The sequence below is a fragment of the Streptomyces sp. ERV7 genome (assembly GCF_001653515.1).
In the GTDB taxonomy this organism is placed as follows: Bacteria; Actinomycetota; Actinomycetes; order Streptomycetales; family Streptomycetaceae; genus Streptomyces.
Genome location: NZ_LYOY01000029.1, coordinates 271,966 through 286,594, shown reverse-complemented (window position 1 = coordinate 286,594; position 14,629 = coordinate 271,966). Strand labels below are relative to the sequence as shown.

At 71.4% G+C, this 14,629-nt stretch carries 13 protein-coding genes and 1 pseudogene; 9 read left to right on the top strand and 5 right to left on the bottom strand.

Features of this window, described 5'->3' with window-relative positions; all coding sequences use genetic code 11:
- Nucleotides 1–319: 319 nt before the first annotated feature.
- A pseudogene (locus tag A8W25_RS07610) lies at nt 320–1,888 on the bottom strand (helicase-related protein); the annotation flags it as partial.
- A 97-nt stretch (nt 1,889–1,985) separates the two neighbouring features.
- Entirely contained in the window at nt 1,986–2,804 is an 819-nt protein-coding gene (locus A8W25_RS07605) for a class I SAM-dependent methyltransferase (RefSeq protein WP_067157918.1), read from the bottom strand.
- Nucleotides 2,805–3,178: 374 nt separating this feature from the next.
- Here A8W25_RS07605 and rpsA point away from each other — a divergent pair, with 374 nt between their 5' ends.
- On the top strand, nt 3,179–4,687 hold the full coding sequence (rpsA, locus tag A8W25_RS07600) for a 30S ribosomal protein S1 (protein ID WP_067157914.1): 1,509 nt from the start codon (nt 3,179–3,181) through the stop codon (nt 4,685–4,687).
- A gap of 107 nt (nt 4,688–4,794) precedes the next feature.
- Here the strand turns inward: rpsA and A8W25_RS07595 are convergent, their stop codons facing one another.
- Nucleotides 4,795–5,760, bottom strand: coding sequence for a right-handed parallel beta-helix repeat-containing protein (locus A8W25_RS07595; RefSeq protein WP_067157911.1), 966 nt, complete (start codon nt 5,758–5,760; stop codon nt 4,795–4,797).
- Between the two features lie 324 nt (nt 5,761–6,084).
- Between A8W25_RS07595 and A8W25_RS07590 the strand changes: the two genes are divergently transcribed.
- From A8W25_RS07590 to A8W25_RS07575, 4 genes are all read left to right on the top strand, one after another.
- Nucleotides 6,085–6,966, top strand: coding sequence for a PAC2 family protein (locus tag A8W25_RS07590; RefSeq protein ID WP_420708454.1), 882 nt, complete (start codon nt 6,085–6,087; stop codon nt 6,964–6,966).
- A gap of 154 nt (nt 6,967–7,120) precedes the next feature.
- On the top strand, nt 7,121–7,723 hold the full coding sequence (coaE, locus tag A8W25_RS07585; protein WP_067157904.1) for a dephospho-CoA kinase: 603 nt from the start codon (nt 7,121–7,123) through the stop codon (nt 7,721–7,723).
- Between the two features lie 77 nt (nt 7,724–7,800).
- A complete protein-coding gene (locus A8W25_RS07580) occupies nt 7,801–8,187 on the top strand; it encodes a DUF3592 domain-containing protein (RefSeq protein WP_067157900.1) in 387 nt (128 codons plus the stop codon).
- A 93-nt stretch (nt 8,188–8,280) separates the two neighbouring features.
- Complete coding sequence (locus A8W25_RS07575) at nt 8,281–8,652, top strand: tetratricopeptide repeat protein (protein WP_067157897.1); 372 nt, start codon at nt 8,281–8,283, stop codon at nt 8,650–8,652.
- On the opposite strand, the gene A8W25_RS07570 is transcribed toward A8W25_RS07575, so the two are convergent.
- Nucleotides 8,649–8,909, bottom strand: coding sequence for a DUF6343 family protein (locus A8W25_RS07570; RefSeq protein WP_067157894.1), 261 nt, complete (start codon nt 8,907–8,909; stop codon nt 8,649–8,651). The genes A8W25_RS07575 and A8W25_RS07570 overlap by 4 nt on opposite strands.
- Before the next feature lie 119 nt (nt 8,910–9,028).
- Between A8W25_RS07570 and A8W25_RS07565 the strand changes: the two genes are divergently transcribed.
- A complete protein-coding gene (locus A8W25_RS07565; protein WP_199831695.1) occupies nt 9,029–9,955 on the top strand; it encodes an acyltransferase domain-containing protein in 927 nt (308 codons plus the stop codon).
- 31 nt (nt 9,956–9,986) lie between these two features.
- Here A8W25_RS07565 and A8W25_RS07560 read toward each other — a convergent pair whose 3' ends face one another.
- Nucleotides 9,987–10,400: a hypothetical protein gene (locus A8W25_RS07560; RefSeq protein ID WP_234386317.1), complete on the bottom strand. Its 414-nt coding sequence runs from the start codon at nt 10,398–10,400 to the stop codon at nt 9,987–9,989.
- 300 nt (nt 10,401–10,700) lie between these two features.
- Between A8W25_RS07560 and A8W25_RS07555 the strand changes: the two genes are divergently transcribed.
- From A8W25_RS07555 to A8W25_RS07545, 3 genes are all read left to right on the top strand, one after another.
- The gene (locus tag A8W25_RS07555; RefSeq protein ID WP_199831694.1) at nt 10,701–11,930 is read left to right on the top strand and encodes an esterase/lipase family protein; all 1,230 of its coding nucleotides are present in this window, start codon (nt 10,701–10,703) and stop codon (nt 11,928–11,930) included.
- A gap of 91 nt (nt 11,931–12,021) precedes the next feature.
- On the top strand, nt 12,022–13,071 hold the full coding sequence (locus A8W25_RS07550; RefSeq protein ID WP_067157891.1) for an alpha/beta fold hydrolase: 1,050 nt from the start codon (nt 12,022–12,024) through the stop codon (nt 13,069–13,071).
- Between the two features lie 7 nt (nt 13,072–13,078).
- The gene (locus A8W25_RS07545) at nt 13,079–14,626 is read left to right on the top strand and encodes a carboxylesterase/lipase family protein (RefSeq protein ID WP_079125882.1); all 1,548 of its coding nucleotides are present in this window, start codon (nt 13,079–13,081) and stop codon (nt 14,624–14,626) included.
- Nucleotides 14,627–14,629 lie beyond the last annotated feature (3 nt).

Below are 14,629 nucleotides of genomic sequence, written 5' to 3'. Positions count from 1 at the left end.
GCGGTGAAAAGGTGAATAAGGGTCAAGGGGCGGTGTCGCGGCACCCAATGGGTCCGTTAGGGTCTCCTGAGGCCTGCGCTGGGGAGCGCGAACTGCTGACCACGGGGAGGGGCTGGACGTATGGCACCGCAGATCGGGCGACGGCTGCGCAAGGGAGCGACCACGACCGCTGTGGCGGCGGCGGCGGTGGCGGCGCTCTCCGCCTCCCAGGGGCCCGGTGCCCTCGTCAACGGCCCGGCGGGTGAACACGCGGCGTCCGGCACTCCGACGCCTCCCCCCGGAGCCCCGGCCAGCGGCAACTCGCCGTACTACACGGACCTCCCGCCCCCGGACCGGGGCCTGCGGGAGAGGCGGACGCGGGACCCGCTGCCGTCACTGCCGAGGTCAGCCGCCGCACCTCCTGACGCCAGCGCGCCGCGTACCCGTCGCCGCCCCGGCGGGCCGTGCGCCATGCCGCCGCCAGGTCGTCCCCGTACTCCCTCGGCGGCTCCTCGCTCAGCAGCGCCACCACCTCGGCCGCCCGGCGTGCGCCCACCTCGGCCGCGCCGTCCAGGAGCGCCCGGGCCAGCCGGGGGTGTACCCCGAGCCTGGCCATCCGCACGCCCCGGTCGGTGGCCCGGCCGTCCTCGTCCACCGCGCCGATCGCGGTGAGAACGGAGCGGGCCGCCGCCATCGCCCCGGCGGGCGGGGCGTCGAGCAGGGCCAGGCCCCGCGCGGTCGGGTCTCCCCAGCACGCGGCCCGCAGGGCGAAGGACGCCAGGTCCGCGATTCTGATCTCGGGGGACGGGAAGCGCGGGCGCCGGGCGTCATCGGCCGGCGCCCAGCACCGGTACACCGTGCCGAACGCCTCCCGGCCCGCGCGTCCCAGCCGCTGGGTCGCCCCGGCGTCCGACACCGACACGGTCGCCAGCGAGCCGAGTCCTCGTGCGTGGTCGACGCGCGGCTCGCGGGCCAGCCCCGAGTCGACCACGATCCGCACGCCCGGCACGGTCAGGCTCGACTCGGCCACGGAGGTCGCCAGAACCACCCGCCGACGCCCCTCGCCGCCCCGCAGCACCGCGTCCTGGACCGTCGCCGGAGCCCGCCCGTGCAGCTGGAGGACCTCGGCGTCCACCCCGTCCAGCATCCCGGCCGTCCGGGCGATCTCCCCGGTGCCCGGCAGGAAGCAGAGCACATCCCCTTCATGCGCCTCCAGGGCCAGCCGGACCGTCGCCGCGACGTGGCGCAGCAGCTGCGGGTCCACCCAGGTGCCGTGCGCCGGGCGGATCCCGGCGGGCGGCGGAGCGTAGTGGATCACCGCCCCGTGGCCCTGTCCCGTACTCCGCACGACCGGGGCTGGGCCCGAGCCGTCGGCCACCGTCAGGAGCTGTGACCAGGCCTCGGCGTCGCTGGTGGCGGACGCCGCGATCAGCTGGAGCTCCGGGCGCAGGGCGGCCCGGACGTCCACGAGGAAGGCGATCGCGGTGTCCGCGTCGAGATGGCGCTCGTGGCACTCGTCTAGCAGCACCACGTCCACCCCCGCGAGCTCGGGGTCGCGCTGCAGCCGTTGCAGCAGGACGCCGGTGGTCACCACTTCGACGACCGTGCCGGGGCCGGTGCGGCGCTCCCCGCGCACGGAGAAACCGACCGCGTCCCCGACCTCCTGGCCGAGCAGCCAGGCCATCCGGCGGGCGGCGGCCCGGACCGCCATCCGCCGGGGCTCGGCCACCAGCACCCGCCGCCGCGGCCCGGCCCCGGTCAGCCCGGCCAGTGCCAGCGGCACCAGCGTGGTCTTGCCGGTGCCCGGGGGCGCGGACAGGACCGCCGTGCCGCGCCCGTCGAGTGCGCTGAGCAGCTCGGGCACGGCATGGCGTACGGGAAGACGCTCGATCGCGTCGGTTCGGATCACGACCACAGTTTCGTACGTCCCGGCCCGGCGCTGTTTCCAGCCGTCCACAGACCAGCTGGTTTGTGGGTTCGTATTACTAACCCGCTTACCAACCCGCCTAATCCCGCTCGCACACGAAGATCGCCGTGCCCGGAAGCAGATTGCCCCGCAGCGGGGACCAGCCGCCCCACTCCTGTGTGTTCCACGCCGGCCACTCCGGCTCGACCAGGTCGATCAGACGGAAGCCGCCGGCCACCACGTCGCGGACGCGGTCGCCCAGCGTCCGGTGGTGCTCGACGTACACCGCCTGCCCGGCCTCGTCCTGCTCCACATACGGGGTGCGGTCGAAGTAGGACGCGGCCACGCTCAGCCCCTCCGGGCCCGGCTCGTCCGGGAACGCCCAGCGGATGGGGTGCGTGACGCTGAAGACCCAGCGCCCGCCGGGACGCAGCACCCGGCGCACCTCGCGGAAGACCCGCACCGGGTCGGCCACGAACGGGACCGCCCCGTACGCGGAGCACGCGAGGTCGAAGGAGCCGTCCGCGAAGGGGAGCGCCCCCGCGTCCGCCTCCACCAGCGGAACCTCCCCGCCGTCGATGCGCAGCGCGTGCTGGAGCTGGCGGTGCGAGAGGTCCAGGGCGACCGGCCGGGCGCCCTGGGCAGCCAGCCAGCGCGAGCACTGGGCCGCACCGGCGCCGATCTCCAGGACGTCCAGTCCGTTCAGTGACTCCACGGGGCCCAGGAGCGCCGCGTCCGCCTCGTCCAGCCCCTCGGGGCCCCAGACGAAACGGTCGTCCCCCAGGAACGCTCCGTGGTCGGTCTGGTACTCGTCGGCGTTCCGGTCCCACCAGCCGCGGCTGGCCCGGCTGCTCTCCGCGTCGCCCGCGTCACGCCGCGTCGCGGCGGGCTCGAATTCGGCCTCGTGCTCTTGGATCATCGTGCCCGTCGTTGTAGTTTGCGCACAGCGTGAACGCGGATGGTCCATCGCGTTCTGCATGAGTCGGCTTGGGCCTACGTGGCCTCGGAGAACCTCAGTTGTGCCGGAAATGCGGGCATCCGCCCCGGGTGTGCGCCTTCGCGCATTGACCGTGTCCGGCTGCCCCCGTATGCTACAAGTTGCGCTGCGAGCCTGCGCACCTCAGACGTAGCAGGCGCGCTTCCATCTGTTGTATGTCCCCTCGGTTCTCGAGGCGTCATCCGGACCGACCCGGATTGACGCTTCCCAGGCTGTCCGGCTTCTGCAGAGGCGATACGGGCTCTCGGCGTGGCAGTACCTACGACTTTCTGTCCGTAACCGGAGCCCTTTCCCACATGACGAGCAGCACCGAGACCACCTCTACCACTCCGCAGGTAGCGGTCAACGACATCGGTAACGAGGAAGCCTTCCTCGCCGCGATCGACGAGACGATCAAGTACTTCAACGACGGCGACATCGTCGACGGCGTCATCGTGAAGGTCGACCGGGACGAGGTCCTGCTCGACATCGGTTACAAGACCGAAGGCGTGATCCCGAGCCGTGAGCTCTCGATCAAGCACGACGTCGACCCGAACGAGGTCGTCAAGGTCGGCGACGAGATCGAGGCCCTGGTTCTCCAGAAGGAGGACAAGGAAGGCCGTCTCATCCTGTCCAAGAAGCGCGCTCAGTACGAGCGTGCCTGGGGCACGATCGAGAAGATCAAGGAAGAAGACGGCATCGTCACCGGTACCGTCATCGAGGTCGTCAAGGGTGGTCTCATCCTCGACATCGGCCTCCGTGGCTTCCTGCCGGCCTCCCTCGTCGAGATGCGCCGCGTCCGCGACCTCCAGCCCTACGTGGGCAAGGAGCTCGAGGCGAAGATCATCGAGCTGGACAAGAACCGCAACAACGTGGTCCTGTCCCGCCGCGCCTGGCTCGAGCAGACCCAGTCCGAGGTTCGCCAGACGTTCCTCACCACCCTGCAGAAGGGTCAGGTCCGCTCCGGCGTCGTCTCCTCGATCGTCAACTTCGGTGCCTTCGTGGACCTGGGTGGCGTCGACGGTCTCGTCCACGTCTCCGAGCTTTCCTGGAAGCACATCGACCACCCGTCCGAGGTTGTCGAGGTCGGCCAGGAAGTCACCGTCGAGGTTCTCGACGTCGACATGGACCGCGAGCGTGTCTCCCTGTCGCTGAAGGCGACGCAGGAGGACCCGTGGCAGCAGTTCGCCCGTACGCACCAGATCGGTCAGGTCGTCCCGGGTAAGGTCACCAAGCTCGTTCCGTTCGGTGCGTTCGTGCGCGTCGACGAGGGCATCGAGGGCCTGGTCCACATCTCCGAGCTGGCCGAGCGCCACGTGGAGATCCCGGAGCAGGTCGTCCAGGTCAACGACGAGATCTTCGTCAAGGTCATCGACATCGACCTCGAGCGTCGCCGGATCTCGCTGTCCCTGAAGCAGGCCAACGAGTCCTTCGGTGCCGACCCGGCGTCGGTCGAGTTCGACCCGACCCTGTACGGCATGGCCGCGTCCTACGACGACCAGGGCAACTACATCTACCCCGAGGGCTTCGACCCCGAGACCAACGACTGGCTCGAGGGCTACGAGACCCAGCGCGAGGCGTGGGAGGGCCAGTACGCCGAGGCGCAGCAGCGCTTCGAGCAGCACCAGGCCCAGGTCATCAAGTCCCGCGAGGCCGACGAGGCCGCCGCTGCCGAGGGCGCTGCCGCCCCGGCCGCCGGTGGCAACGCCGGTGCCGGTATCTCGGGTGGTTCGTACTCCTCGGAGTCGGACGACAACTCCGGCGCCCTGGCGTCGGACGAGGCCCTGGCTGCCCTGCGCGAGAAGCTGGCGGGCGGCCAGAGCTGACGCTCTGACCCCGGTCGGTAGATAGCCGAATTGTAAGGCCCGCTCCCCAATGGGGGGCGGGCCTTACATCGTTCCCGCCCCGAGTCCCTCTCAGGGGCGGACCGCCGTCACGGGGTGACCGGGATGTTGGTCAGCCCCTTCCCGCCGGTGACGGTGTTGCTTCCGTAGACGGTCGTCGGGCAGCCGCTCGCGTGGAAGTTGGTCACGTTGACGGCCAGGCGCAGTGAGCCGGGGGAGTCGCTCAGGTCCGACTTGTTGGAGCGGAAGACGGTGCCGCAGCCCCAGCCGGACTGCTGGGTGTGCGTCTCGTAGCCGTTGTTGAGGGTATGGACGCCGGTGTTGCCCTCGACCACGACCTTGTTGCCCTTCACGTCGACCCATGAGTCGTCGTAGTTGGCGTTGGTCAGCCCGCTGCCGTCGAAGTGGTTGCCGGCGATCCGGGTGCCCGTGGTGCCCTCCTTGACGTCGACGTTCTCGCCGCCGACCCCCGGGCCGATGGTGTTGTCGAGTATCTGCACCTGGTCGCTCCTGTCGGCCAGGTCGCCCGCGGTGCCGACGTACACGCCCTCGCCCATGCCCGAGCCGTCCCGGCCGGTGTCGTAGACGCGCGAGTTCCTGATGACGCCGTTCTTGCTGGACTTGCGGAAGTGGACGCCCTCCATGGAGAGGCCGTGCACGGTCACGGAGTCGATGACGACGCCGCTCGCCGCGTCCATCATGATCCCCTTCTGGCCGCCGGTGACGGTGAGGCCCTGGACCGTCCAGTACGAGGCGCCGTTGAGGTGCAGGCCGTAGCCGCCACTCGCCTTGAGCACGGCCTTCGACGAGCCCGTGAGCGTGATCCGCGCGGACGAGGTGCCTGCGGAGGTCGTCTTGAAGTTGCCGGTGTACGTGCCGTCCGCGAGCCGGATGGTGTCGCCGGGATGGGCGGCGCCGAGCGCCGACTTCAGCTGGCTGGCCGTAGACACATCGATGACGGCGGCGGACGCGTCGGCGGACGCGGCGGCGAGACCGAGACCTCCGGTGGCGAGGGCGTCGGTGAGCAGGGAGACGAGCAGGGGGCGGTTACGCATGGGGGGTCCTCCGGGTCGAGGTGGGGTAACCGATCTCGTACACGGGAAGTTCTCTTACCTGAACGCTGAACGTGTTTCTGAACAAGGCGTCGTCAGGTGACGGTAGGGACGGCGCGTGGGCATGTCAAGGTCCGGACCAGCGGCCGGAAATCGCGGACGCGGCCCCGTAGCGGCCGTTGTGAGAACAGCATGTGAAACGGACGCGCGCGGGAATGCCGCTGTCTCATGGGGCGTTCTTCCCTACGAACACGAGGAGGAGCGGTAATCGTGCTTGATCCGCAGGGTTTGTACGAATGGGAGCCGAAGGGCCTCGCAGTCGTCGACATGGCGCTCGCGCAGGAGTCGGCAGGCCTGGTCATGCTGTACCACTTCGACGGATACATCGATGCGGGTGAGACCGGCGAGCAGATCGTCGGGAAGCTGCTGGACAGCCTTCCCCACCAGGTGGTGGCCCGCTTCGACCACGACAGACTCGTCGACTACCGCGCCCGCCGTCCGCTGCTGACCTTCAAGCGCGACCGCTGGACGGACTTCGAGACCCCCGCGATCGAGGTGCGCCTGGTGCAGGACGCCACGGGCGCGCCGTTCCTGCTGATGTCCGGCCCGGAGCCGGACGTGGAGTGGGAGCGATTCGCCGTCGCCGTACGGCAGATCGTCGAGCGCCTCGGCGTACGCCTTTCGGTCAACTTCCATGGCATCCCGATGGGTGTTCCGCACACCCGCCCCGTCGGCATCACGCCACACGGCAACCGCACGGACCTGATGCCGGGTCACCGCTCGCCCTTCGACGAGGCGCAAGTGCCAGGCAGCGCCGAGTCGTTGATCGAGTACCGGCTGATGGAAGCCGGACACGACGTCCTCGGCGTCGCCACGCACGTCCCGCACTACGTGGCGCGGTCGGCCTACCCGGACGCCGCGCTGACCGCCCTGGAGGCGATCACGGCGGCCACCGGCCTGGTGCTGCCGAGCGTCGCCCACGGCCTGCGGACCGAGGCGCAGCGCACTCAGACGGAGATCGAGCGTCAGATCGGCGAAGGCGACGAGGAACTCGTCACGCTGGTGCAGGGACTTGAGCACCAGTACGACGCGATCGCGGGCGCCGAGACCCGGGGCAACCTGGTGGCCGAACCGGCGGACCTGCCGTCGGCGGACGAACTGGGCCGGGAGTTCGAGCGGTTCCTCGCGGAGCGCGAGGGCGACCTGTGACGACGACCGGACGACGGCTTCTGTAGGAGGGCGAAGGCTTCCGTGCCGGGTCGACCGGGTCGACGGCTTCCGTAGGAGGTCGACGGGGTCCGGGGACCTGCGAACGGCGGACCTGTCACCGACGGCATGAGCGGCATCCCCTAGGCTGCCGCTCATGCTGAAGGTGGGCCTGACCGGCGGAATCGGCGCCGGCAAGAGCGAAGTGTCGCGCATGCTCGTCTCGTACGGGGCGGTGCTGATCGACGCCGACAAGATCGCCCGAGAGGTGGTCGAGCCCGGGACCGAGGGGCTGGCGGCGGTGGTCGAGGCGTTCGGTGCCGGGATCCTCGCGTCGGACGGCACCCTGGACCGCCCGGCGCTCGGCGCGATCGTCTTCGCCGACCCCGCGAGGCTCGCGGTCCTGAACGGCATCGTGCACCCGCTGGTGGGCGCGCGCTCGGCGGAGCTGGAGGCGGCCGCGGGCCCGGACTCGGTGGTGATCCACGACGTCCCGCTGCTGACCGAGAACGGCTTGGCCCCGCTGTACGACCTGGTGGTGGTCGTGGACGCCGCGCCCGCGACACAGCTGGACCGGCTGACGCGGCTGCGCGGCATGGCGGAGTCCGAGGCCGAGGCCCGGATGGCGGCCCAGGCGACCCGCGAGCAGCGGCTGGCCGTGGCGGACCTGGTCATCGACAACGACGGTCCGCTGGAGGCGCTGGAACCGCAGGTCACAAAGGTGTGGGCCGAGCTCCTGGAGCGGGCGGCCGCGAGCTAGGGCTTCCCGCTGGGGTGTCCGGCGGGAAGTCTGAAATCACCGCACCTTCCCGGGCCTCCCGGGATTACGATCCCGATGTGCTCTTCGTACTGGCGGGTTTCACGGTCTTCGGCGGGCTCGTGGCGCTGCTGGCCGGTGCGTACGGGCTGCGCGAGACCCGGCGCATCGAGGCGGCGGGTGACGCCGTCTGGGCGCTGGTCAAGCCTGCCCCGCCCGGGTCCGGGCGCCCGCTCCTTCAGTACGAGACGGCCGACGGCCGCGTCCTGGAGCTGCCGTCCCCCGTACCGCCCACGCGCCGCGAGCCGCTGACCCCGGGCGCGCGCGTTCACCTCTCCTACGACCCGGCGGATCCGCGCGAGGTCATTCTGCTCGGCCGGGAACGAACGGGCCTTGACCGTACGTTCGTAGCGGCAGGGGCCGCCGTGCTGGCCGTGGGCCTGGTGCTGGCGATGGCCGCGCTGTGAGCGCGCCTCGCACCCCGTGACGGGCGGAATGAATACGGAATACGGGAACTGGGCAGTGCGTTGTCAACGCGCAGCGAGGGAAAGGACTCGACCGTGGCCGAGAGCACCCCGGAAACTCACGTCATCGACTTCCGCGCGGCGGAGCAGCTGCTGGCTGCCCGCGACCCTCGTGGCGCGGTGAAGCTCCTCGACTCGGTCGTCGCGGCTCACCCCGAGAACACCGCTGCCCGCCTCCTGCGCGCCCGCGCGTTCTTCGCCTCGGCCCAACTGCGGGCAGCGGAACTGGAGTTCCAGCTGGTGCTTGAACGCGAACCGGACAACGCCTTCGCCCACTTCGCCCTGGCCCGCACCTACGAACGCACGGCCCGCCCCGACCAGGCGGTCCGCCACTTCCGCCTCGCGGCGGCACTGGACCCGAAGCCGGAGTACGTGGAGGCGGCGCGGTTCGACACGGACAACGCCTAGCGCTGTCGAGGCGGCTCATACGGGGGGATGTTCGGGCCCGGCTGATAGTGGGGGCCCTGGTGGATGTGGTGGATGATCATGGCGAGGTCGATCGTGATCACCAGGGCGAGTGCCGCGCACGCGGCAGTCCAGCCGGGGCGGCCCTCCAGGGCGAAGCCGGCCGTGCCGGCCAGGGCCCAGATCAGCCCCCACACACTCAGCCAGAACCGCATCCGCAGGGGACTGCGCGCAGTCGTGGGTTCACTCCCAGTGCGCATGGCTATCGCCTCTTCGAGGAAGATTTTACCCGCGGGATGGCTGGATCAGGCGGTTCGCTGAGGCCTGGTTGTACGGCAATTCCCGCCTCCCGCGCTCAGGCGCCCATAGGGTGACGCGCATGGTGGACGAGGACGCGCTGTTACCGGTGGGGGACGAGCTGCCCGAGGTGCTGCTGGACCTCGCCGTACCGCACGAGGACGTCAACGAACTGGTCGGGATCGCCCGGAAGGCGGTGGGTGATCCGGAGGTCGCCGGGCTGCTGGGGGAGTCCGTGAGGGCGCTCGTGCGGGATATCGGCAGCGTGGGATTTCAGCCGGAAATGCCCCCGGTTCCGGCGGGGTTGGGAGGATCGGCGGCCCTCCGGCGGCTCTTTCCCTTCCTCGTCCTGCTCGCCGCACTGCCGCATACGCGCGCGTACCACCACGAACACGCCGTGCCCGCCGACATCTCCCGCCGCACCCTCGCCGACCTCGGCCGCCATCTGGCCGTGCACCGCAGGTGCCACGGCAACGCCGGTCTGGTGGATCCGCACTGGTTCTGGCCGCACTTCCGCGGTGAGCTCTACCAGTTGGGACGGTTGCAGTTCCAGCGGGATCGGCTCGGCAGGCGCACCGGTGAGGCGGTACGGGCCGCCGGGCTGCCGCTCGGGCCCGGTGACCCCTGCCTCAGCATCCACATCCCCGACTTCCGCGGACCGCTGACCCCGCAGGCGTGCGACGCCTCGCTCGCGCTGGCCAGGGACTTCTTCGCGCTCCACTACCCCGGGGAGACCTACCGCGTCGCCGTCTGCCACTCATGGCTGCTCGACGCGCAACTGGCGAAGTATCTGCCCGAGGAGTCGAACATCGTCCGCTTCCAGCGACGGTTCCGCACCCCCTATCGGGAGACCGAACCGGCGGACGGGCCTCCGGTCTTCTTCGTCTTCGGGGACCCGGACCTGCCCGTGGAGGCGCTGCTCCAGCGGACCGGCGTGGAGCGCGCCGTCGCGGCCCATCTGCTCGCGGGCGAGCACTGGTACCGCGGTCACGGGTGGTTCGCGCTGTGATCCGGACGCCCGGTAAGTGCCCCGCCCGCTGTCAGTGCACGAACGCGTAGCTGCGCCAGGGCAGGGTGTTGGGTGCGATGTTGTCCCCGAGACGGCTCGGGATGTACGCCATCTCCTTGCCGCGGCAGTCCAGCGTCCGGTACACGCGGACGTCCGCGAGCGTGTTGTTGAGGACCGCCGTGGCCCCCGTCGGCGCCATCCGGTGGCAGCCCTTGATCGGCGGGCTGCTGATCTTGACGATCCGCTCCGCCGCCGTCGCGTACGAGAAGGTGCCGACCGCCGTACGGCCGAGGCCGGAGCAGGCCGCGGTGGCCAGCGTCAGCAGTGCCGCCCCGGCGGCGAACCCGAGCCGCCTCCGGGCGGACGCCGACCGCCCCCAGGGGGACGACGCGGACGGCGACGGCTCGGACGGGCGCGGCGCGAGCTGGGACACAGGCACGGACATGAGCGGTCCTCGTCTGTACGGTGTACGGCGGTGGTACGGCGGTCAGTACCGTCACCCTGCCCGCTGATCGCCACCCGGGCATCCCGTGCGCGGCCGGCCGGGCGACACCACTCCCGCGAGCCCTCAGCCGGTGACTCGCACACGATCGTCCCCACATCCACCAGCGCGCTTATGTGGCGCGCACACATCCCCCACCCGTGCACCGCCTGCCTAGCGTCTTGGTCGCAGCCAGATCAGCCTAGGCAAGGGGGCCCGGACGTGCGTAGCAGACACCGTGGGGGATGGAGAGCGGCGCTGGCCGTGACAGCGGCACTCGGTGCGCTCCTGTCAGCAGGAGGCACGGCCACCGCCCAGAACACCACCACAGAGGGCAGCACCGCCGCCCCGCCCCCGTACCTCACCCAGGAAGCCGCCTACGGCTCCGGCACCGTCACCAACGGCTGGGAGAAGGTCGAGCGCTACCGCGACACCACCCCGGGCTTCCAGGCGGCCGCCGCCGAGGGCTACGCGCCGGACGGGCGGGGCAACCAGGACGGCGTCCGCGTCACCTACTTCGGCGGCGTCGCCCGCCCCACCTCCGACCGCTTCCTGCTCTACTCGGCGCCCGGCTGGAACACCGGCGCCAAGGCCACCCCCGTCCTCCTGGTGCACGGCGCCAACGACACCGCCGACCGGGCCTGGGCCAACCCCGGCGAGTCCGGCGGCTACGGATGCGGCGCCCTTTCCTGTCCCTCGACCGGGATGATGCAGTACCTCGCGTCCCGTGGCCACCGCGTCTTCGCCATCGGCTTCGCCCACAAGCAGGGCGACAACCTGATGCAGGCGCAGGCCGTCGGCGACGCCGTCGCCCTCATCAAGGCGAAGCTGGGCGTCACCCAGGTGGACCTGGTCGGCTGGAGCAAGGGGGAGCTCTCCACGCGCGCGTACGTCTCGTCCCTCAAGCCCTCCTGGGGCCGCGCCTACGCCGGTGACGTGAGAAGGCTGATCACGCTCGGCGGCCCCAACGGCGGCTTCGACTACCCGTACGCCCACGGCTGGGCCCATGACTTCTCGATCTGGCCGGAGTGCGGCGGCAAGATCAACGCGCCCTCCCCGCACTCCCGGATGACCTGCTACGGGACGTACACGGCGCATCCCGAGTTCTCCATGACGCCGTCCGGGGGCTACGACGACTACCCGGGCCAGCGGCAGATGCTGGCTCGCTGGGACGGCGTGTACGGCGTCGACCAGACGGCCCAGGACTGGTACACGACGTACTACGGAGGCCAGGGCTTCTACACGGCCGGTGACGGCATCCAGCCGGCCATCGAGGCGGGTACCACGTACCTGCTGGCGGGCGGCTCGCCGGACGTCGTGGGCATCTTCAACGAGAACCGCGGCCCGAGCGACGGGGTCGTCTTCGTCTCCAGCGCGCTCGACTCGACCGGTGTCGCCACCGTCGGCGGCAAGGCCACCGTGACCGGCGCCAACCACCTCGAAGTCGGCTGGAACAGCGCCTCACAGGCCCAGGTCGCCTCCTGGCTGGCCTGAGCCCGCCGCACCACCTCGGCTCCGCCGACTCCGGCATCCCGGCGGAGCCGAGTCCCCGAAACAGTGCTCCCGAAGCCGAAGGACGGCCCGTATGCCCACGCTCACCGCACGCCGGGTACCGACCGCCCGGCTCACCCAGCACATCCTGGAGGACGCCTCCAGGGACGCGGGCGAACCGGTCGTCTTCGTGCACGGCAACGTCTCCTCCTCCGCCTTCTGGCAGGACGCGATGCTCGCCCTGCCCGAGCGCTACCGGCCGATCGCCGTCGACCTGCGCGGCTTCGGCGGCACCGACCCGCTGCCGGTGGACGCGACTCGTGGACTGCGCGACTACGCCGACGACTTGGCGGCGCTCCTCGATGCCTTGGGTGTGGAGCGCGCACACTTCGTGGGCTGGTCCATGGGCGGCGGTGTGGTGCTGCAACACATGCGGGACCGGCCCACCGTGGTGCGCTCGCTGACCCTGGTCAACCCGGTCTCCCCGTACGGCTTCGGTGGCACCAAGGGCGTGGACGGCCGGCTCAACTCGCCGGACGGAGCGGGCTCGGGGGGCGGCACCGCCAACCCCGACTTCGTACGGCTGCTGGCCGAGGGCGACCGCGGCGAGCGGTCCCCGCTCTCGCCCCGCAGCGTGCTCGCGGGTTGCTACGTGAAGCCGCCACTGCGACTGGAACGGGAGGACGAGTACGTCGAGTCGATGCTCAGCACCCGGCTCGGCGACGACCACTACCCCGGTGACAGCACGCCCTGCGAGGTCTGGCCGGGCACCGCCCCGGGCACGCGCGGGGTGCTCAACTGCCTCGCCCCGACCCACTTCCGCCTCGACGACCTGCACACCGCGGTCGCCGCGCTCCCCGTGAAGCCGCCGGTGACCTGGGTGCGCGGCGAGGACGACGTCATCGTCTCCGACACCTCGCTCTTCGACCTCGCCCACCTGGGCGCGATCGGCGCGGTCCCCGGCTGGGACGGCACCCCGGCGCAGCCGATGGTCGCCCAGACACGGCATGTTCTCGCCCTTTACGCGCGCGTGGGCGGCAGGGTACGAGAGGTGACGGTGCCCGGAGCAGGGCACGCGGTGCACGTCGAACGTCCGAAGGAGTTCGGCGATGCCCTGCTGGAGACGCTGGCCCAAGGAGTCTGAGGCGCAGATGGAACCGATCAAGCCGGTGGGACCGGTCAACCCTGCTGAACCGGGCGAGCGGTCGGAACAGTCCGCGACGCGCGTGTGCACGACCCGGCAGGGCGTGGTGCGCGGCCGTACCGGGAGCGACGCGGTGACGTCCTTCCTCGGCATCCCGTACGCGGCACCGCCGTTCGGCCCGCTGCGGTTTCGGGAACCGGCCCCGGCGGCCTCCTGGGAGGGCGTACGGGACGCCTTCGCGCACGGCCCGTCGGCGCCCCGGGCCCCGTACGCCCCGCCCATGGACGCCCTGATCCCGGACGCCGACGGCGGGCAGGGCGAGGACTGCCTCAACCTCAGCGTCTGGACCCCGCACCCCGGCCCGGGCGGCGGCCTGCCGGTGATGGTCTGGCTGCACGGCGGGGCCTTCTCCAACGGCTCGGGCGTCGGCCCGGCATACGACGGCGCCGCCTTCGCGCGCGACGGTGTCGTCTGCGTGAACGTCAACTACCGCCTCGGTACGGACGGTTACCTGCGGCTGCCGGGCCGGCCGGACAACCGCGGGCTGCTCGACCAGATCGCCGCCCTGGAGTGGGTCCGCGACAACATCGAGGGCTTCGGCGGCGACCCGGACCGGGTGACCGTGTTCGGCGAGTCGGCGGGCGGAATGAGTATCGGCGTCCTGCTCGCGCAGCCACGCGCGCGCGGGCTGTTCCGCCGGGCGATCCTGCAGAGCGGCGCCGCCCACCACTTCCTGCGGCCCGCCACGGCCGACCTGATCACCGCCCGCCTCGCGGCGGAGCTGGGCATCGAGGCGACCGGGACCGCGCTGACCGAGGCGTTCGCCCGCGTCCCGCTCACGGAGCTGCTGCCGGCCCAGGCCGGGCTGCGGGCCGAGATGGGCGCCCGCCCGGACCCGGAGCTGTGGGGTGAGGCGATGCTCAACATGATGCCCTTCGAGCCGGTCCTGGACGCGCTGCCGCTGCCCTCCGCCGACTGCGGGGTGGACCTGCTCGTCGGCAGCAACCGCGAGGAGTACCGCCTCTTCCTGGTCCCCACCGAGCGGCTGCACCTCCTGAGCGAGCGGAAGCTGCGCGGGACGGCCGAGGCGTACGGACTCGACCCCGACAAGGCGCTGCCCGTCTACGCCGGGGGCCGCCCCGGTGCGGCCCCCGGGGAGCTCTTCGACGCCGTCGCGACCGACTGGTTCTACCGGATCCCCGCCGTCCGCGTCGCCGAGTCCGTCCCCGGCACGCACGTGTACGAGTTCGCCTGGCGCTCGCCCCAGTACGGCGGTCTGCTCGGCGCCTGCCACGGCGCGGAGCTCGCCTTCGTCTTCGACAACCTGCGCGACCCCGTGTACGCCCCGATGCTCGGCGACGCTCCGCCGCAGGACCTCGCGGACGCGCTGCACGGCGCGTGGGTGGCCTTCGCGGCGACCGGCGACCCGGGCTGGGACGCCTACGACCGCGAGACCCGGACGACGATGGTCTTCGGCGCCTCCCCGGACGCCCCGACCGAACTGGTCCAGGACCCGCGGGCGGCGGAACGTGCCTTGTGGGAGGGGGTGCGCTGAGGC